15 protein-coding genes and 2 tRNA genes are annotated in these 18426 nt (G+C 67.3%); 12 read left to right on the top strand and 5 right to left on the bottom strand.

The features are described from left to right. Window positions 1–127 precede the first annotated feature (127 nt). Complete coding sequence (locus ON33_RS17410) at window positions 128–2197, top strand: neutral/alkaline ceramidase (protein WP_040860041.1); 2070 nt, start codon at window positions 128–130, stop codon at window positions 2195–2197. A 27-nt stretch (window positions 2198–2224) separates the two neighbouring features. Then, on the top strand, window positions 2225–2701 hold the full coding sequence (locus ON33_RS17405) for a GNAT family N-acetyltransferase (RefSeq protein WP_218001455.1): 477 nt from the start codon (window positions 2225–2227) through the stop codon (window positions 2699–2701). A gap of 10 nt (window positions 2702–2711) precedes the next feature. On the opposite strand, the gene ON33_RS17400 is transcribed toward ON33_RS17405, so the two are convergent. Next, window positions 2712–3392, bottom strand: a complete 681-nt coding sequence (locus tag ON33_RS17400) for a nitroreductase (RefSeq protein WP_040860039.1) — start codon at window positions 3390–3392, stop codon at window positions 2712–2714. An 81-nt stretch (window positions 3393–3473) separates the two neighbouring features. Here ON33_RS17400 and ON33_RS17395 point away from each other — a divergent pair, with 81 nt between their 5' ends. Beyond that, window positions 3474–3923, top strand: coding sequence for a winged helix-turn-helix transcriptional regulator (locus tag ON33_RS17395; RefSeq protein ID WP_040860038.1), 450 nt, complete (start codon window positions 3474–3476; stop codon window positions 3921–3923). Window positions 3924–3962: 39 nt separating this feature from the next. Here ON33_RS17395 and ON33_RS17390 read toward each other — a convergent pair whose 3' ends face one another. Further along, entirely contained in the window at window positions 3963–4970 is a 1008-nt protein-coding gene (locus ON33_RS17390) for an MBL fold metallo-hydrolase (RefSeq protein WP_157184582.1), read from the bottom strand. Between the two features lie 375 nt (window positions 4971–5345). On the opposite strand from ON33_RS17390, the gene ON33_RS17385 reads away from it, so the two are divergent. Together ON33_RS17385 and ON33_RS17380 are read left to right on the top strand one after the other, a co-directional pair. Further along, window positions 5346–7394, top strand: coding sequence for an ATP-binding protein (locus ON33_RS17385; RefSeq protein ID WP_063711022.1), 2049 nt, complete (start codon window positions 5346–5348; stop codon window positions 7392–7394). 320 nt (window positions 7395–7714) lie between these two features. After that, window positions 7715–7933, top strand: coding sequence for a cold-shock protein (locus tag ON33_RS17380; protein WP_040860037.1), 219 nt, complete (start codon window positions 7715–7717; stop codon window positions 7931–7933). A gap of 81 nt (window positions 7934–8014) precedes the next feature. Here the strand turns inward: ON33_RS17380 and ON33_RS17375 are convergent, their stop codons facing one another. After that, window positions 8015–8818, bottom strand: a complete 804-nt coding sequence (locus tag ON33_RS17375) for a nucleotidyltransferase domain-containing protein (RefSeq protein ID WP_085996778.1) — start codon at window positions 8816–8818, stop codon at window positions 8015–8017. 877 nt (window positions 8819–9695) lie between these two features. Here ON33_RS17375 and serA point away from each other — a divergent pair. The 3 genes from serA (at window position 9696) to ON33_RS17360 (ending at window position 13165) form a co-directional block, all read left to right on the top strand. Next, window positions 9696–11294, top strand: a complete 1599-nt coding sequence (serA, locus tag ON33_RS17370; RefSeq protein ID WP_040860036.1) for a phosphoglycerate dehydrogenase — start codon at window positions 9696–9698, stop codon at window positions 11292–11294. 375 nt (window positions 11295–11669) lie between these two features. After that, window positions 11670–11981 carry a hypothetical protein gene (locus ON33_RS17365; RefSeq protein WP_040860035.1) on the top strand — a complete coding sequence of 104 codons (312 nt, stop codon included), beginning with the start codon at window positions 11670–11672 and terminating at the stop codon, window positions 11979–11981. Window positions 11982–12157: 176 nt separating this feature from the next. After that, the gene (locus ON33_RS17360) at window positions 12158–13165 is read left to right on the top strand and encodes a 3-isopropylmalate dehydrogenase (protein WP_040860488.1); all 1008 of its coding nucleotides are present in this window, start codon (window positions 12158–12160) and stop codon (window positions 13163–13165) included. Window positions 13166–13452: 287 nt separating this feature from the next. Here ON33_RS17360 and ON33_RS17355 read toward each other — a convergent pair whose 3' ends face one another. Further along, a complete protein-coding gene (locus ON33_RS17355; protein ID WP_040860034.1) occupies window positions 13453–14631 on the bottom strand; it encodes an MFS transporter in 1179 nt (392 codons plus the stop codon). Between the two features lie 326 nt (window positions 14632–14957). Here ON33_RS17355 and ON33_RS17350 point away from each other — a divergent pair, with 326 nt between their 5' ends. From ON33_RS17350 to ON33_RS17335, 4 genes are all read left to right on the top strand, one after another. Then, the gene (locus ON33_RS17350) at window positions 14958–15731 is read left to right on the top strand and encodes a fumarylacetoacetate hydrolase family protein (RefSeq protein ID WP_040860033.1); all 774 of its coding nucleotides are present in this window, start codon (window positions 14958–14960) and stop codon (window positions 15729–15731) included. A 13-nt stretch (window positions 15732–15744) separates the two neighbouring features. Further along, the gene (gltX, locus tag ON33_RS17345; RefSeq protein ID WP_040860032.1) at window positions 15745–17211 is read left to right on the top strand and encodes a glutamate--tRNA ligase; all 1467 of its coding nucleotides are present in this window, start codon (window positions 15745–15747) and stop codon (window positions 17209–17211) included. A 179-nt stretch (window positions 17212–17390) separates the two neighbouring features. Continuing rightward, a tRNA-Gln gene (locus ON33_RS17340) sits at window positions 17391–17462 on the top strand. Window positions 17463–17531: 69 nt separating this feature from the next. Beyond that, window positions 17532–17604 (top strand) — tRNA-Glu (locus ON33_RS17335). A 56-nt stretch (window positions 17605–17660) separates the two neighbouring features. Here the strand turns inward: ON33_RS17335 and ON33_RS17330 are convergent. After that, complete coding sequence (locus ON33_RS17330; RefSeq protein WP_040860031.1) at window positions 17661–18161, bottom strand: pyridoxamine 5'-phosphate oxidase family protein; 501 nt, start codon at window positions 18159–18161, stop codon at window positions 17661–17663. Window positions 18162–18426 lie beyond the last annotated feature (265 nt).

Raw genomic sequence — 18426 nt, 5'->3', positions numbered from 1 at the left:
CGGCGGTTTCGGCTAGAAATTGGTCAAGTGACCGACTAGTCTGCGGGAAACCTGAAATGGAACAGGTTCACTCTTTGGCGGGTGCGGGCTGGGTTCGCGTTCTCGCTGGTGCGGAAGTGAGGATGCGATGAGTCTGTCCCGGCGGGCTGTGCTGGTGGGGGCTGCGGTGGGCGGCGTGGGGGCCAGTGCGGCATTTGGTGCGAATATGGTTGGGGCGCAACCTGTTCGGCATCGGGATGCTGGGCCGGGGTACCTTGTCGGCGTCGGGATCGCGGACATCACCGGCGCCCCGGCGGGGCAGGGGATGATGGGGTATTCCGAGGCCGATCAGGTGACGACGGGGCTGCTGTCGCGGTGTTACGCGCGAGCCTACATCGTGGTGGATCAGGCTACGGGGGATCGGGTGGCGTTCGTGAATACGGACAATGCCTGCTTGTTCCAGTCGGTGCATCTGGTGGTGATGCAGCAGTTGCGGCAGCGGTTCGGGGATCTGTATTCCGAGCGGAACGTCAATCTCAACGCGACGCACAACCACAACTCGTGCGGTGGGACCGCGCGGGAGTACGCGTATTCGCTGGCGGCCATGGGGTTTCAGCAGAACTCGCATGATGCCGAGGTGAACGGGATCGTGAAGGCGATCGTCGCGGCGCACGAGAATCTCGGGCCGGGCTCGATCATGCTGGGGCGGGGGGAGTTGCACGATGCCAGCGCGAATCGGTCGCGGGCTGCGTTCGAGGCCAATCCGGACGAGGACAAGGCGGCGTTTCCGGACGCCATCGACCCGCAGGTCACCGTGCTGCGATTCCGGCAGGGCGGCAAGGATGTCGGGGCGATCACCTGGTTCGCCACGCACGGCACCTCGCTGACCGACCGAAACACCCTCATCTCCGCGGACAACAAGGGTTACGCCAGTTACCGCTGGGAGCACGACGAGATGGGCGTGCGGCACCTGGACGGTGCGCCGTCGTTCGTGGCCGCGTTCCCGCAGACCAATGCCGGCGACATGACGCCCAACCTGTGGACCCGGCCGATGCATCCGTCGGGGCCCACCGACGACAATCGCACCAACTGCGCCATGATCGGTGAGCGCCAATACCAGGCGGGCCGAAAGGCTTTCGACGCCGCGACGTCCATGGGCAGCACAGGCGTCGACTCGGTGCTGCGCTATGTGGACCTGTCCGACGTCGCCATCGACGGCGACTACACCCCGGACGGCAAGCCGGCCCGCACCTCGCCCGCCATGATGGGCGCGGCGGCCATGGCGACCAGTACCGAGGACAACTGGAACTCGCAGCTGTCGTTCCTGCAGGAGGGCGACTCCAATCCGATGGTGGCCGCGCTCGGCGGCATCAACTCGCCGATCGAGCAGTGGATGCGGGATGTGCAGGCGCCCAAGATGATTCTGGCGCCGCTCGGAATTCTGCCGCCGCGGCCCTGGTGCCCGCAGATCGTGCCGCTGCAGCTGATGCGGATCGGCGATCTGGTGCTCGCCTCGGGGCCCTCGGAGTACACGGTGGTGTCGGGGCTGCGGATTCGACGGCTGGTGGCGCGGGCGCTGAACGTGCCGCTCGAGAACGTGCTGCTGCAGGGTTATGCCAACGGCTACTGCGGGTACGTCACCACCCCGGAGGAGTACGTCGCACAGCAGTACGAGGGCGGCGAAACCCTGTACGGGCGTTGGACGCTCTCCGCGCACATGCAGGAATTCGACCGGCTGGCAAAGGCTTTGGCCGCGCGCATCGACCTCGGCCGCGGACCCGCCCCGCTCGACTGGGCCTTCGGATTGCAGCCCAATCTGCTGGCGCCGGTCCCGGCCGACCTGCCGCACGCGGGCCGTGCCTATGGCGACGTTCTCACCCAGCCGGGCGCGAACTACGTTGCCGGACAGACCGTTTCGGTGGAGTTCGTCGGCGCTCACCCCAACAACGACTTCCGCCTCGACGGCACCTACTTCGAGGTTCAGCGGGCCTCCGGCAACGATTGGCAGCGCGTCTACGACGACAACGACTGGTGCACCGAACTGCACTGGTCGCGCCCGGACGGCCAGCCCGCCGCCTCCACCATCGCCATCCAGTGGACGGTGCCCGACAGCGCCCCGTCCGGCCGCTATCGCATTCAGTACACCGGCGACAGTCGCGACGGCGCCGGAACGATCAGCGAATTCACTGGAACATCAGCCGAATTCGTGATCGGCTGAGGCATGGTATTTGTCCGGCCGGCCGAAGTGACCGACGAGAAGTTCCTGTGGGCCATGCTGTTCGAGGCGTCACACGCCCGTGACCGGGGCCTGACCTCGCCCGAGCAGCTGATGGATCAAGCGAATGTGGCGCGATACGTCCAAGACTGGGGCGCCGCAGGCGATCTCGGTGTGGTCGGCGGGGCCGACGGGGTGCTGTTGGGCGCCGCCTGGCTGCGCAGGTTCACCGCCGAGAACGCCGCCTTCGGCTATGTCGATGACGACACTCCGGAGCTGGCAATCGGTGTCGCGCCCGAGAGCCGTGGCACCGGACTCGGGACGAAGCTGATGACCGCGCTGCTCGACACCGCCCGCGAGCAGTGCGACGCCGTGAGTCTCAGTGTCCGCCTGGAGAATCCGGCCCGGCGGCTCTACGACCGCCTCGGCTTCGTCGACGTCCCGGGAGCGGAGCGGACCAATCCGGCCGGTACCACCAGCATCACAATGCTTCTCCGCTTCCGCTGAATATCGCTGCTCAGGCGGTGTGCCAGGTGACCACCTCGTCGAGCCCGGCGCGCGCGGTTCGGAAACTGTTGGCGGCGTGCCCGGGATCGGCGTAGCCGAACGACACTCCGGCGATGATCCGGCGATTCGCCGGTAGCGCGAAGTAGTCGCGCAGGAACGGCGAGTAGGTGGCCAGCGCGGCCTGGGGCGCCGCCGCCACGCCGAGGCTCTGCGCCGCCAGCAGGAAAGACGTCAGATACAGCCCGCAGTCGACCGCGCCGTACGTGCCGAGATCGGCTTCCGTGGTCAGGATGGCGACGTGCGGCGCGTCGAAAAGCTCGTAGTTGCGCACCATTTGGCGCATGCTGCCCGCGTGGTCGCCGCGCTCGACCCCGACCGCGGCGTAGAGCGCCCCACCGCACTCACGGCGGCGATCGCGGTAGACGCCCTGATAACCGGCGGGAAACGGGATGTCGGAGGCGATCGGCGCACCGTCGATGTGATCCAGTAGCGCCTTGCGAAACCGATCGGTGGCGGTCGGGTCGTCGGTGATGACCAGCTGCCAGGGCTGGGTGTTGCACCACGAGGGCGTGCGCTGGGCCAGGCGCAGGATCGATTCGATGTCCGCGCGGGGGACAGGGTCGGGCAAGAAAGCCCGGCAGGTATAGCGATCTGCCAGCAGTGATTCCAATACGGCATAACTGTCGGACATGTGTCCCTTTCTCAATGTGGTCCCATTTCGAGACCAATCCAATGTGGTCTCATATTAGGACCAGATGGGTAGAATCGGAAGATGCGCTACGAGGAACTGGCCGAGGAACCGTGCTCGATCACGCGGTCGCTGGTCGTCTTCGGCGACCGGTGGACGCTGCTGATCCTGAAGGCGGCCTTCTCCGGAGTGCGCCGATTCAACGGCTTCCAGGCCTACCTGGGAATCTCCCGGGGGCGGCTGCAGGACCGCCTGGACCGCCTGGTGGAGCACGAGATTCTGGTGAAGCAGCCGACCACGGCCGGAACCTACGAGGAATACCGGCTCACCGCCAAGGGCCACGACGTGTACCCGATCCTCATGGCTTTCCGGGACTGGGGCGACAACCACATGGCCCCGGCCGGGCCGCCGGTGCGCTACCGCCATCGCGACTGCCCGGGGGAGGCGCACATTCATCTCGACTGTGATTCGTGCGGAAAGGAACTCACCGCGCGCGACATCGCGCCCGAAGCCGGACCGGGCATGAGGGCATGACCCGATCCGGCTGGGCGCCGGCCGATCAGGTTGCGGAACTCAGGGTTTCACGAGGCCGAAGGCCAAGCGGCCCGGTGCGAGGTAGTCGTCGCGGTCCAGCTGCATCCGGACCTCCGGCCGCCTGCTTTCCGGCAGGCGGGCCAGCTCCTCGTGTAGCGGTGTCCGGAACGCCTCGCCGCGGGCGGTGATCAACGGCAGCCAGTTGTCGTGATGGTTGGGCACGAACACCCTCGGCCGCAACGCCTCGATATAGCTGCGCGGGTCACGCAGGCCGTTGGTGAACTGGTTGTGGCCCTGCACCGCGCCGATATGCACGTCCGAGGCGGGCAGTGTGCGCAGTACATCCAGGACCCGCGGCGCCTTGTCCAGCAGCGGGCCGGAGGAATCGTGCCAGGTCAGCACGAAATCGCCCAGCCTGAACTGATACAGCAGCACGCCACCTTCCGGTGCGAGCAGGTTGCGCGCCAGGTGCCCGGAATCGGCCCGCCCCGGCGGGTAGGCGCGGATATCGGACAGGCAAGGCTTGGGCCGCACCGGCGCTGAAGCGTCCGCTCCCTCGTGCCGCGCCGTCCGCGCTGAATGCAGGTGGCGCACCGCGGTTACCGAGAGCCCCGTCGCGAGCTCGAAGTCGTAGCGGTCACCCGGCGCGGACTTGCTGGAACCCAGTTCCTGGCAAGCCAATTCGGCCCCACCGACCTGCTTGCGCGCCGTCGCGCAATGCTCGGCGGTCCCATGCACGACAGCCCCGCTCGCCCGCGCGATGGCCCCCGCATCGGCCGCGTGATCGAAATGCCCGTGCCCGATGAAGATCGCCGCCGGATCCAGTGCCGCGACCTCCTCCGGCGTTGTCGGCACATACCCGGAGGTCGCCCCGCGCGGCACCCACGCGTCCAGCAGAAACACCACGCCGCCCATGGCCACCGCGAAACTGGCACATCCGAACCAGGACACCAGCACCTGATCCTCGCGCACGGCCCCGCTCACCGGATCCACCGCCGCCTCTCCGAAGAAGCGCTGACGTGCGGCGATGGTCTGACTTCTGGCCACCCGGTACCCCTTTGTCTCGCGTCGCGGCGGGCGCCGCCCGCCGCTGCCACGCATTCTGCCTCCCGCCGCCTGACCTGTCACCCAGCAGCCCGCCGATCACTCACGAAGCTCGGCACTTGGTCCGGCGGCCGACGCGTCGATGCGACATCCTGGCGAGTGCGGGCCAACGCCCGGGGCGGGTTGTCAAGGCGCGCTCGCAGTCTCGCGGAGGTAACCGAGACCTTGCCGTTGTCGTGGGCTGTCGGTCGGTGAATCCTGGAATCACACCGTGACGAAGCGGTGGGCAAATGTTCAGCCTGCTGTTAATCAATCAGCGTTGCATCGTATTCAGAGGTAGCTGAACGACGGCTGCCCGAGGGTAATTGGGGGCCCACCATGTACAACGACGTGCATGCGGCCACGCAGGAACGCGATGACCACAAGTACACGATGCGGATCAGTCGGCTGGCGATCGACAAACTCGGCATCCGGCTCTACGACCGGGTGTCGGCGGTGCTGGCCGAGCTGATCGCGAATTCCTATGATGCGGACGCCACCGAGGTGGAGGTCGTGCTGCCGTGGGGCGCGATGCTGGCCGGAACCGTCAGGGCCGCAGACGAACCGGCCTACGAGATCGTCGTCTCCGACAACGGGCACGGGATGACGGCCGAGGAGGTCAACGAGCACTATCTGATGGTCGGATCCGACCGTCGCGTGCGCACCGGATCCGATCTGTCCCGGGAGCGGCGGCGACCGGTCATGGGGCGCAAGGGAATCGGGAAGCTCGCGGCCTTCGGCATCTGCCGCACCATCGAGGTGATCACGGCGGGCAGCCGCGACGAGGACCGAACACCGCTGGGCTGGAGCGTCTCCCACATCGTGATGGACCTCGACGACATGCTCTCCGACACCGAGCGCGACTACTTCCCTCGCCCCGGCCGCCTGGACGGCACCTGCACCTCCCGGCGCGGCACCACCATCATCCTGCGGAATTTCCTTCGCAAGCGGGTGAATACGGGGACCGAGCTGAACCGGCAGCTGGCGGCCCGCTTCGGTATCGAACGCGCGGACTGGCGGGTGGAGGTGCGCAATGCCATCGGCCAGGAAAGCTTCATCCTCAGCCAGTTGCCGATCGACGTCATGGAGGAGACACGCGTCGACGTCGGCCGGGTGCCGGTGCGATTCGGCCGGCAATTCCTGCCGGTGACCGGGTGGATCGCCTACTCGAAACAGCCGTACCGCGATGAGGCGATGGCCGGGGTCCGCATTTACGCGCGCGGCAAGATCGTCGCTCAGACAAGAGATTTCGGTATTTCCTCCGGATTCACCGGCGAATTCAAACTGCGCTCCTATCTGGTCGGCGCGATCCATGTGGATTGGCTCGACGATGACGACGATCTCGTCCGTTCCGACCGCCAGGACATCATGTGGAGCTCCCCGCGCGGCGAAGCGCTCGCGCAGTGGGGCCGGGCGTTGATCAGGGAGATCGGCAGGCTCGGCGAGAAATCCATCCGTCGCCGCGTCTGGGAGGAGTTCGTGGAACGCTCGCGCATCCACGAGACCCTCGACGCCATCGCGCCCGGCGACCGCGTGTTCCGCGACTCCGTCCTGGACGCGGCACGAATCCTGGTGGCGCACAAGGACCGAGCCGCCATGGACGATCCCACGCACATCGAGAACATGCTGCGGCTGGCGCTGTCGCTGGGCCCGCAGCGCAGCCTGCTCGACACCCTCAAGGAGATCGCCGAGGACGCCGACCCCGCACTGGACGTGGTGGTCGCGCTGTTCGAGCGGGCCCGGGTGGCCGAGATCTACTCGCTGGGCCAGATCGCCAGTGAGCGGGTCGCCGTGGTGAACCGGCTGCGCTCGCTCATCGCCGAACGCCGCTCCCTGGAACGACCCTTCCAGGAGCTCATCGAATCCGCGCCCTGGCTGCTCGCTCCCGAGTGGACGCCGCTGGGCATGAACGAATCCCTCAAGCGCGTGCGCGCCAGCTTCGAACGCTGGTACGCGCAGAAATTCGGCACCCCGCTGGTGACCACATCCATCGGCAGCGAGAAGCGCGAACCCGATTTCGTCCTGCTGCACGACTCCGGCGAGCTCTGGATCGTCGAGATCAAGCGCATGGATTACCACCTCACTGACGAGGAGTACAACCGCGCCGTCAACTACCTCTACGAGCTCGACCACTTCCTCGACGAGAACCCCCGTATCGGCGCCCAATTCCCGCGCCGCAGGCTAACTTTCATCGTCGATCACATCGACAGGCTCGGCCCCGCATCGCTCTCCTCCCTGGTCAGCGACCAGCGGGTGGACCGCCGCACCTGGCGCGAACTCCTCGACGCCACCCTCCGAGCCCACCGCGACTTCCTCGAACGCGTCTACGCCATGCGCGATCCCGAACCCGCCGAGGAAGCCCCGCCGCGAAACATGCGTGCCGGCTGAGGAAGACCGCCGGGATCACCCGCGACGCACTGTCAGCGCCGGGCCGAACGGGCACGGCCCGCGTGACGCGGCGGTGCACGACGCGGGGCGCGGTGCCCGGGCCGAAGCAGGGCAGGTCCGGGCACCTGCTGCGCGGCGGGTGAGTGATACGCGGAGGCAACGGAATTCGATAGGGAGATAAGGGCCGTACGGGCTCGTCGTGGCGACGCGGGTGGCCGGGGCGGGCGTGGCGGCCGACCCTGCGGACCCGGAGCGTGACACCATGGACCGCGGCACGCGCGGGGGCGTGGGAGTCCCGTCGGTTCGAGAAGGTTTGGGTAATGGTGCACGGCACGGTGAAATGGTTCGACAGCGAAAAAGGGTTCGGTTTCCTGAGCCCCGACAGTGGCGGGCCGGACGTGTTCGTGGAGTACACCGCCGTGGAAGGCGAGGGGTTCCGGTCGCTCGCGGAGGGGCAGCGGGTCGAGTTCGAGGTGCGACGCACCAAGCCGGGGCCCGAGGCGCTGGTCGTGCGGGTCATCGCACGAGTCGAGTACTGAGACACCGGCCCCCGACGCGGTGCGGCCGCGGTTCCGAGGTGATCGGGGCGGCCGCCGCCACGTGATGCGCGAGGATTTCTTTCAGCGGCGCAGTCGCAGCCGGAAGAATTCCGCTGCCAGAGCCTGTGCGTGTCGCCGCTGGGTGGGGTCGCCGGCCGCGAATTCCGTGGCAGCTCGATCGAACTCCCCCGAAATGAAATCCGCGATCGGACCGGGCACGCTTCCGGAACCCATTTCACGGGTGCGGGATTTCAGTTCCGTCAATTCCTGTACTGCGTTTATGAAATCGGCGGGCAGGTCGCATTCATCGAGCAGTGTCGGCAAGTGCATCGGCGCCACCGCCTTATCGGGATGTTCGTGCAGCCATCGCAATGCCATGGCCGGGCGAAGCGAATAGAACACCTTCTTCAAGGAACGATTGGTGTCGAAGAGTCGCCACTGCCGGCGTCCCAGGTGAAGGTAGTGCCGGGCCACCCGGTTGCGGTCGGCGACGTCGTCGGCCAATGCGCGCAATTCGTCGCGGAATTGCGCGTCACCACGATAGGCGATGGGCGACATCAGCCATTCGATGAGGACCGCGTTGCCGTTCACGAGCAGCCGCAGCGCCTTCACGAGATCCCAGCCGTTGACATCGAGCAAGCCGACCAAGGGTGTCTCGATGACATCGCGACCGGGCCAGGGGGTGAGGTAGTCGTCCCTCGGCCGGAGGTAGACGAAGCGGCAGTCGTAGTCCGAGTCGGGGGAGGGGAAGCCCCAGGCGCGGCTGCCGCTCTCGATGGCGAGCAGCACGTCGACGCGGTGTTCGCGCACGATCCGGTCCAGTTCGCCGTCGATCGTGGCGACCACCGCCGGGTCCATGGAGGCGGGGATCGAGCGCAGGGTCATGGCGGTCGACGTTAGCGCCCGCGATCTCGCTGGTCCACGGCTTTTCCCGCGCTCGAAGCCCCCAGAAATAGGGGCGTGATAGCAATGTTATATGGCGGGAATTCGACATGCATATGAACGAGGCCACAGAATTCTGATGGCGTGACGCCGGTCACATCGTGTAAATCCTCCGTAACGGCTTGTGAAACGGCCCCGATAGGCTGCACGTCGGAAAGTTCGTACGGAATTCAGAAGAGGTATTTCCATGATCCCCGTTATCATCGACACCGGTTCCGCTGCTCTGAGTGGCCTGCTCGACACCGGCTCGGCCGCGCTGCACGGTCTCCTGAACACCCTGTGGACCGGTTCTTTCGGTCGCTGAGGAACTACTGACGTCGATTACTCGACTTTCGAAAGCCCGCCCTCGGGCCCCGCAGCTCCGAGGGTGGGCTTTCGGCTATCCGTCCCGGTGTTTCGATGCCTCGCATTGCGGCTCCGGAGTGCGCTATTCGCTCAACGTGAGCCGAAAGTCGCGGCCGCACTTCTGCTTGGACACACCCCGAGGCGATGCCCTGTGCTCGCAGCTATTCGGGCAGTCGCCCCAATAACTGAGAAGTGCTGTGCGGACCCGCACTGCGGATCCGTCGTCCGTGCAGCAGCTGGGCGTCCACCACGCTCCCGGCGTCGTCGCCGACCACTATCCGGCGCCTGGCGCCTTGCCGCTCGCCACCTGAGCCGTGCTCACGAAGCCGGTTCCCGGACCCCGACACGGGCTTTTGTAAACCCGCAGTTCACAGCTTTGATGGCAGTTGCCTACCAGGCGGTAAAACAGCCCGGAACCGAGCGCACTAAGCTGACGCCCGTAAATCCCGGAACCCTTCCTCAGGAGTACCCCACCGTGAGCCAAGCAGGCCGTCCTGTTGTTCTGATCGCCGACAAGCTCGCCCAGTCGACCGTCGACGCGCTGGGCTCCGACGTCGAGGTGCGCTGGGTCGATGGCCCCAACCGCCCCGAGCTGCTCGCGGCAGTGCCGGAAGCCGATGCGCTGCTGGTCCGTTCGGCCACCACCGTCGACGCCGAGGTGCTGGAGGCGGGCAAGAACCTCAAGATCGTCGCCCGCGCCGGCGTCGGCCTCGACAATGTCGATGTCCCCGCGGCCACCGAGCGCGGCGTCATGGTCGTCAACGCGCCGACCTCCAACATCCACACCGCCGCCGAGCACGCCGTCACCCTGCTGCTCTCGGCCGCCCGCCAGATCCCGGCCGCCGACGCCACCCTGCGCGAGCACACCTGGCAGCGCAGCAAGTTCAACGGTGTCGAGATCTTCGGCAAGACCGTCGGCGTCATCGGCCTGGGCCGCATCGGCCAGCTGTTCGCGCAGCGTCTCGCCGCCTTCGAGACCAAGGTCATCGCGTACGACCCCTACACCTCCCCGGCCCGCGCCGCCCAGCTGGGCATCGAGCTGCTCACCCTGGACGAGGTGCTCGAGCGCGCCGACTTCATCTCCATTCACCTGCCCAAGACTCCTGAGACCAAGGGCATGCTGAACAAGGAGACCCTGGCCAAGACCAAGCCGGGCGTCATCATCGTCAATGCCGCCCGCGGCGGTCTGATCGACGAGCAGGCCCTGGCCGACGCCATCACCTCCGGCCACGTGCGCGCCGCCGGCATCGACGTGTTCGAGACCGAGCCGTCCACCGACAGCCCGCTGTTCGAGCTGCCGCAGGTCGTCGTCACCCCGCACCTGGGCGCCTCCACCGCCGAGGCTCAGGACCGCGCCGGCACCGATGTGGCCCGGTCCGTGCAGCTCGCCCTCGCCGGCGAGTTCGTGCCGGGTGCGGTGAACGTCACCGGTGGCGCGGTCAACGAGATCGTCGCCCCGTGGCTGGACATCGTCCGCAAGCAGGGCGCGCTGCTGGGCGCCCTCGCCGACGAGCTGCCGGTCTCGCTCGAGATCCAGGTGCGCGGCGAGCTGTCCTCGGAAGACGTTGCGGTACTGGAGCTCTCGGCGCTGCGCGGTGTTTTCTCCGCCCTCATCGAGGACTCGGTCACCTTCGTCAACGCCCCGTCGCTGGCCAAGGAGCGGGGCCTTGAGGCCTCCGTCACCACGCACACCGAGAGCCCGACCCACCGCAGCCTGGTCGACCTGCGCGCCGTGTTCGGCGACGGCCGCACCCTGAACGTGGCCGGCACCCTGACCGAGCCCGCCCAGGTCGAGAAGATCGTCAACATCAACGGCCGCAACTACGACATGCGCGCCGAGGGCCTGAACCTGGCCGTCCTCGCCTACGAGGACAAGCCGGGTCAGCTGGGCCGCCTGGCCACCAAGCTCGGCGACGCGGGCATCGACATCCTGGCCGCCCAGCTCACCCAGGACCTGAGCGACGAGGGTGCCACCGTCATCCTCCGCGTCAACAAGGAGGTTTCGGCCGACATCCAGACCGCCATCGCCGAGGCCGTCGGCGCGGCCAAGGTCGCCCTGGTCAGCCTGGACTAGCCGACTCGAAGAGCCCGACCGCCGCGCCCCCGCCCGCACTCGCGGACGGGGGCGCGGCGCGTCCGGCGACGGGCAGCCCACCGATTCCGCCGCCGACATGCCGCCCCGGGCCGCCTGGTCGGGATCGCAGAACTGGAAGGCGCTGCTGTTCGGCTCGCTGGATCCGGGCAATTTCATCACCGTCGACAAGCAGCCGGTGTCGCAGTGGGATCGTCGATGTCGGTGTCGGGAATGTCGATTGGAACGGCTCGGCGGGGGTCTCGACTCGCCCGCGGTGCCGGACGCGAAAAGGCGGTGGGCCGAACCGGGCCCGAGGCCGGGGTCGCGTGCGAAACTGGCTGGGATGCAGCTGCGCCGGAGTCCAGGGGAGGCGTCATGCGCGGGAAGACGCCGCCGACGGAACCACTGAGCGCGCCCGAGCGCCGAAATCTGCTGATCGGTGTCGCTGTGGTCGCCGGGCTGATCGTCGCCGGCACGGTGGCCTGGGCGCTGCTCGACCATCGGCCCGACTACAGCCGTTCCGAGAATGGTTGTGTCGCAGTGCTTTCCGCCGGGACGATGGGTGGTCAGCAGCAGCGGGCATGTGGCACGCAGGCGCAGGAATGGTGTCGGACGGTGGCGGGCCAGCAGGACGCGCTTTCCCTGCGCGTGCAACAGCAGTGCCGCCGCGCGGGAATTCAGCCCTAGCCCGCGTGTCGCCGTGGCCGGCGGCGCGATCCGGTGCGACGGGGCGGTGATCCCACTGGTTGGGAGCGATTCGCCCTGGTGAAAGGGGTTGCGGGCCTACCCGCTAGGGTGGCCGGTGACTCTCCTGCCAGCGCGGAGAGGATCACCCGCGCACTATCGAACGGAGCATGGATTTCATGAAACTCGCTGTCATTCCGGGCGACGGTATCGGCCCCGAGGTCATCGCCGAGGCCCTCAAGGTGCTCGATGTGGTGGTGCCCGGTGTCGAGAAGACCGAATACGACCTGGGAGCCAAGCGGTTCCATGCCACCGGCGAGATCCTCCCGGACAATGTGATCCCGGAGCTCAAGCAGCACGACGCCATCCTGCTCGGCGCCATCGGCGACCCGTCGGTGCAGAGCGGCCTGCTCGAGCGCGGCCTGCTGCTGCGCACCCGCTTCGAGTTGGACCACCACGTCAACCTGCGGCCGTCCAAGCTGTACCCGGGCGTCACCAGCCCGCTCGCGGCCAACCCGGACATCGACTTCGTGGTCGTGCGCGAGGGCACCGAGGGTCCGTACACCGGCACCGGCGGCGCGATCCGCGTCAACACCCCGCACGAGGTGGCCACCGAGGTCTCCACCAATACCCGCTTCGGCGTCGAGCGCGTCGTCCGCTATGCGTTCGAGACCGCGCGCAAGCGCCGCAAGCACCTGACCCTGGTGCACAAGAACAATGTGCTGGCCTTCGCCGGTTCGCTGTGGTCGCGGACCGTCGCCGAGGTCGGCGCCGAGTACCCGGACATCGAAACCGCCTACCAGCACATCGATGCCGCCACCATCCACATGGTCACCGACCCGGGCCGCTTCGACGTGATCGTCACCGACAACCTGTTCGGCGACATCATCACCGACCTGGCCGCGGCGGTCTCCGGTGGCATCGGCCTGGCCGCCTCCGGCAATATCGACGCCTCCGGCACCAACCCGTCCATGTTCGAGCCGGTGCACGGTTCGGCCCCGGACATCGCCGGTCAGTCCAAGGCCGACCCGACCGCCGCGATCCTGTCGGTGTCGCTGCTGCTGAACCACCTCGGCAAGGCCGAGGAGGCCGCGCGCATCGAGGCCGCCGTCGCCAAGGACCTGTCCTCGCGCTCGGGCGCCGCCTCGACCGTCGAGGTCGGCGACCGGATCGCCGCCTCGCTCTAGGTTTCACGGTCAAGCCCCCGTGCCCGCGACCGCGGGGACGGGGGCTTTTCGGTGTGTATCGCCGGATATCGAGCCGGACAAGGTGATTCGCTGGTACGTACCAGCTGGCGAATCGCCGAAACCCGACTACTTCACACGCTTCGTCCGTTCCCTCCGCGGTGCCGAAATGGAATCCTGAGAGGTGCTCGTGCGAAACATATTGGGCCAGTGAGGCATATCGCACTTTTGCATTCGTATGCGAAAACGTAACGGGCGCAGCTCTTCCGGATTTGCCGAAGATCAGCCGGTCACCGGGAACCCCTGGGTACCAACGGGACTGCCGCCAGCGCCACCAGCCCCGCCAGCAGGTAGGTGATCGGAAAACCGGCCGCGGTGATCAAAGCGCCGAAGGCCGGGGCGATCACGGCCGCCGCCAGATTCTGGCCCGTGTTCTGGATGCCCAGCCCGCGACCCGACCAATAGGGACCGGCGATCTCGGCCACCGCCGTGAACGCCAGGCCGTTGTCGGCTACCGTGATCACCGAGGCCGCGACCAGAATCGGAATCGCCGCCCACCACTGGTGCATCCAGGCCGCTACGGCCAAGGCGGACATGGAGATAACGGCCGCGATCGCCACCGTGCGCAGCGGCCCCAGCCGGCTGCCCGCCCGGTCCGACCAGACGCCCGCGCCGATTCGCCCTCCCGCGCCCAGGATTTGGGTCGCCGTGACCAGTGCGCCCGCCACCGCCAGCGACATCCCGACATCGCGGTGCAGCCACAGCAGGCCGAAGGTCCAGATGGTGGCCTGTGGGATCACCAGCAGAATCGACACCCCGTGAATGCGCCACAGCGTGGAGTCGCCGCGGTACGGGTTGACGGGACGCCCTGTGCCCCCGGCGGATTCAGGCCGCGGCGGATCCACAATCCCGACCAGGCAGCCGATCGCCGCCGCGCCCGCCATCGCCGCGGGGACCAGCACCGCCGCCGAGAACCCGTGTGCCGCAGCGACGGCCGGGATGGTCAGCGCGCCCAGCGCCACGCCCAGCGGCTGTGCCGTCTGCCGGATCCCCATGGCCAGCCCGCGCTGATCCGGTGGGAACCAGCCCACGATGACGCGCCCGCTGGCGCCGTTAGTGCTGCCCGCCCCGGCCCCGGCCAGGAACAACAAGGCCCCGAGCGCAATGTAGTTGGAGACGGCCGCCGCGGCCGCGCCCGCCACGAACATCAGCGCGGGACCGGCCACCAGCGCCTTGCGCTCGCCCACGTGATCGACGATCCAGCCCCACGCGATCAGCGTGCAGACCAGCCCCACCATGGGCATCGCCACCAGCAGACCGGCCGTGGCCAGCGACAATCCGCGCCGGGTCAGCGCCGGCAGCAGGAAGGCGGTGCCGTGCACCAGGACCGCGCTCGAGCTCTGGGCGAAGACGCCGAGGGCCAGCATGGTCCACCGCCGAGTCGTCCTCATCTCCGTCACGGTGGTCATGACCTCACCTCGCGTCTCATTATATGGAACGTGCATCCTACTCTGTGAACATCGGGCCTTACGGTACACCTGATGCGCAAGATGATTTCCGGGGCGAGCTGTCTGTTTGCTAACATTTGCGAGGTGATCTTGTGAGCCCACTGGCCGGACCCGAGTTCGCTTGCGTATAAGGGCTTTCCACATTTGGATCGGGATGATGCGGGCCGGGATGCCACCGGCTCCCGCGGCCCCGGCGGGCGCTCCGCCCGCCGCCGGCCCGCGCTCCCGTCCCGCCCCGCGGTCGGGCGCGTTCGGGCAGGTCGAGGCCGGTCGATAGGATGCCAAGCATGCGCCTAGGTCGAGTTGCCAGCCCAGATGGAGTCGCTTTCGTCAGCATCGAAGGAGACGGTTCCGACGCCGTCGTCCGGGAGATCGCCGAACACCCGTTCGGGAACCCGACCTTCACTGGCCGCAGCTGGCCGCTGGCCGACGTGCGCCTGCTGGCGCCCATCCTGGCCAGCAAGGTGATCTGCATCGGCAAGAACTACGCGGCGCACGCCGAGGAGATGGGCGGCCCGGCGCCCGCCGACCCGGTCATCTTCATGAAGCCGAGCACCTCGATCCAGAGCCCCAACGCCCCGATCATCCTGCCGCCCAGCTCTTCTCAGGTGGACTACGAGGGCGAACTGGCGATCGTGATCGGCCGCCCCTGCAAGGACGTGCCCGCCGCCCGCGCCAACGAGGTCATCCTGGGCTATACCGTCGCCAACGACGTCACCGCCCGCGACCAGCAGCGCCACGACGGCCAGTGGACCCGCGCCAAGGGCTACGACACCTTCTGCCCGCTCGGCCCGTGGATCGAGACCGCACTGGACCCTTCGGATCTGGAGATCGTCACCGAGATCGACGGCCAGGTCAAACAGCGCAGCCGCACTTCACTTCTGCTGCACGATATTCCGAAGCTGATCGAGTGGGTCACCGCCGTAATGACCTTGCTCCCGGGCGATGTCATCCTCACCGGCACCCCGGAGGGCGTCGGCCCGCTGCAGGCCGGCCAGACCGTGTCGGTGACCGTCTCCGGCATCGGCACCCTGTCCAATCCCGTTGCCGCCAAACGCTGAACGAAAGAGAGCCATGACCGACGTCCGGGTTCGCTTCTGCCCGTCACCCACCGGCACACCGCATGTGGGTCTCATCCGTACCGCCCTCTTCAACTGGGCCTTCGCGCGCCACCATGGCGGCGCCTTCGTCTTCCGCATCGAAGACACCGACGCCGCACGCGATTCCGAGGAGTCCTACAACGCCATCCTCGACGCGCTGCGCTGGCTCGGCCTCACCTGGGACGAGGGCCCCGAGGTCGGCGGCCCGTACGGCCCCTACCGGCAGTCGCAGCGGCGTGACATTCATCTCGATGTGGTGCAGCGCCTGCTGGCGGCGGGGGAGGCCTACGAATCCTTCTCCACCCCTGAGGAAGTCGAGGCCCGTCACAAGGCCGCCGGCCGCGACCCGAAGCTCGGCTACGACAACTTCGACCGCGACCTGACCCCCGAGCAGATCGCCGCCTACAAGGCCGAGGGCCGCGGCGCGGTGGTGCGCCTGCGCATGCCCGACCGCGACCTCACCTGGAACGACCTGGTGCGCGGCGAGACCACCTTCCGTGCAGGCGTGGTCCCCGACTTCGCGCTCACCCGCGGCAATGGCGATCCGCTCTACACGCTGGTCAATCCGGTCGACGACGCCATGATGAAGATCACCCACGTTTTGCGGGGCGAGGATCTGCTGTCGTCCACTCCGCGGCAGCTCGCGCTCTACGATTCGCTGAAACGAATCGGCGTCGCGGACTTCACCCCGGAGTTCGGTCACCTGCCGTTCGTGATGGGTCAGGGCAACAAGAAGTTGTCCAAGCGTGATCCGGAGTCCAATCTCTTCCACCACCGCGACCGCGGGTTCATTCCCGAGGGTTTGCTGAATTATCTGGCGCTGCTCGGCTGGAGCATCGCCGATGATCATGACGTGTTCTCCATGGCGGAGATGGTGGCCGCCTTCGATATCTCGAAGGTGAATTCGAATCCGGCTCGATTCGATCAGAAGAAGGCCGACGCTCTGAACGCCGAACATATTCGGTTGCTGGCCCCCGGTGATTTTGCTCACCGGCTGCGGGAACACCTCACCGAACACGGGCATATCGGCGCCGAGATCGATGACAAGTTGTTCGAAACGGCGGCCGATCTGGTGCAGACCCGGATCAAGGTGCTCAGCGATGCCTGGGATCTGCTGAAGTTCCTGTTCATCAACCCCGAAGAGTTCGCCATCGACCCCGCCGCGCAGAAAAAGAACCTGGGCCCGGACGCGATACCGGTGCTGCAGGCGGCGGTAAAGGCTCTCGAAGGCGTTTCGGAATGGACCCCGGAACCCCTCGAGGAAGCGCTCAAGGGCGCGCTCATCGACGAGTTGGGCCTCAAGCCGAACAAGGCATTCGCACCCGTGCGCGTCGCGGTGACCGGATCCCACATCAGCCCGCCGCTCTACCAGTCGCTGGAGCTGCTGGGCCGTGAGCTCACCATGGACCGCATGCGGGCCGCGCTCGCGGAGATTGCCTGAGTGCTCGCCGGTATCGCCCGAGATCGGTTCCGCGAAGGCCTCGGGTAATCCGGAAATGATGCACAAACCGGCCTCTGACCAGCCGGTTTGTGTATCTACCGGGGGATGCTGCTAATCTTCTTCTCGGCCGGAAAGCGGTCGGGAGCTTCCCCCGGGAGGAACTCGAAAGCCCAGGTCAATGGGGTATGGTGTAATTGGCAACACAGCTGATTCTGGTTCAGCCATTCTAGGTTCGAGTCCTGGTACCCCAGCTACGAGAGCTCCGGCTCTCGAATTCGAGAAGCTTCGGCGGGCCGCAAAGTCCGCCGAAATCTCATCCTGGTCCCGTCGTCTAGCGGCCTAGGACGCCGCCCTCTCAAGGCGGTAGCGCGGGTTCAAATCCCGTCGGGACTACAAAGCGAAGGCCCCCAGCCAACCGGCTGGGGGCCTTCGCTCTTCTCATCCGTGATTCACGGCTGCTGACCGGCCGTGGTGCCGCCCAGCGGCATCGCGGGCAGGCCGAGTTTGCGGTGATCCCAGCTGCGGAGGCGCTCGGGCACCACGCGCACGGCCACCCGCTTGTTCAGCATGGCCTCCACGAACGGCTTGGCCTCCTCGCTGTACGGCCCGGTGTAGCGCTCCCAGACGCTGATTCCCACCTTGAACAGCGCCTCGGGGTCCTCGATGACCTCCGCGCGGCCCTCGATGGAGACGCCGCGCAGCTGGTCGTAGGTGTCGCCGGCCTCGAGCATCACGGTGATGCGCGGATCGCGGCGCAGGTTCACCGTCTTCTGGGCCTTGGCCTTGGTCTCGAACCAGATCTCGCCGTCGATCACCGCGTACCACATGGCGACCAGATGCGGCGCGCCCGTGGCGCCCAGCGTGGCCATGGTGGCAATGCGGCTGCGCTCGATGAATTCGGTGATCTCCTGTTCGGACATCACGATCTGCGCGCGTTGATTTACTCCCATGGGCCGACTGTAATTTACGGCGTATGAGCGCGGTCACACTGGCCATTTCCGGCCAGATCGCGCACCGCGCCGGGCGCGGGCCGGAACGCCGCAGCCCCCGCCCGATAGCGGGCGGGGGCTGCGGCGTTCCGGGATCTGGTGGCTGAGCGGCCCGTGGGGCTGTCGTGACGGCTGTGGCCGCCTCGAAGGTCGGCTGGGGCCCGCAAAGTCCGTCAGGGGCGCGTCAGAGGCGTTTGTGGAGGGCGTCGGCGGCGGCCACGAGGTC

The sequence above is a fragment of the Nocardia niigatensis NBRC 100131 genome, from assembly GCF_000308655.1.
GTDB lineage: Bacteria > Actinomycetota > Actinomycetes > Mycobacteriales > Mycobacteriaceae > Nocardia > Nocardia niigatensis.
Note: the sequence above shows the minus strand (reverse complement) of the source record. Positions and strands in the feature narration are given on the sequence as shown.

What these genes read in the sequence shown, in the direction of transcription:
- ON33_RS17410 (WP_040860041.1), top strand. Translation starts at nt 128, where the DNA reads ATGAGTCTGTCCCGGCGGGCTGTGCTGGTGGGGGCTGCGGTGGGCGGC.
- ON33_RS17400 (WP_040860039.1), bottom strand. Translation starts at nt 3,392, where the DNA reads ATGTCCGACAGTTATGCCGTATTGGAATCACTGCTGGCAGATCGCTAT.
- ON33_RS17395 (WP_040860038.1), top strand. Translation starts at nt 3,474, where the DNA reads ATGCGCTACGAGGAACTGGCCGAGGAACCGTGCTCGATCACGCGGTCG.
- ON33_RS17385 (WP_063711022.1), top strand. Translation starts at nt 5,346, where the DNA reads ATGTACAACGACGTGCATGCGGCCACGCAGGAACGCGATGACCACAAG.
- ON33_RS17380 (WP_040860037.1), top strand. Translation starts at nt 7,715, where the DNA reads ATGGTGCACGGCACGGTGAAATGGTTCGACAGCGAAAAAGGGTTCGGT.
- ON33_RS17375 (WP_085996778.1), bottom strand. Translation starts at nt 8,818, where the DNA reads ATGACCCTGCGCTCGATCCCCGCCTCCATGGACCCGGCGGTGGTCGCC.
- ON33_RS17365 (WP_040860035.1), top strand. Translation starts at nt 11,670, where the DNA reads ATGCGCGGGAAGACGCCGCCGACGGAACCACTGAGCGCGCCCGAGCGC.
- ON33_RS17360 (WP_040860488.1), top strand. Translation starts at nt 12,158, where the DNA reads ATGAAACTCGCTGTCATTCCGGGCGACGGTATCGGCCCCGAGGTCATC.
- ON33_RS17355 (WP_040860034.1), bottom strand. Translation starts at nt 14,631, where the DNA reads ATGACCACCGTGACGGAGATGAGGACGACTCGGCGGTGGACCATGCTG.
- ON33_RS17350 (WP_040860033.1), top strand. Translation starts at nt 14,958, where the DNA reads ATGCGCCTAGGTCGAGTTGCCAGCCCAGATGGAGTCGCTTTCGTCAGC.
- gltX (WP_040860032.1), top strand. Translation starts at nt 15,745, where the DNA reads ATGACCGACGTCCGGGTTCGCTTCTGCCCGTCACCCACCGGCACACCG.
- ON33_RS17330 (WP_040860031.1), bottom strand. Translation starts at nt 18,161, where the DNA reads ATGGGAGTAAATCAACGCGCGCAGATCGTGATGTCCGAACAGGAGATC.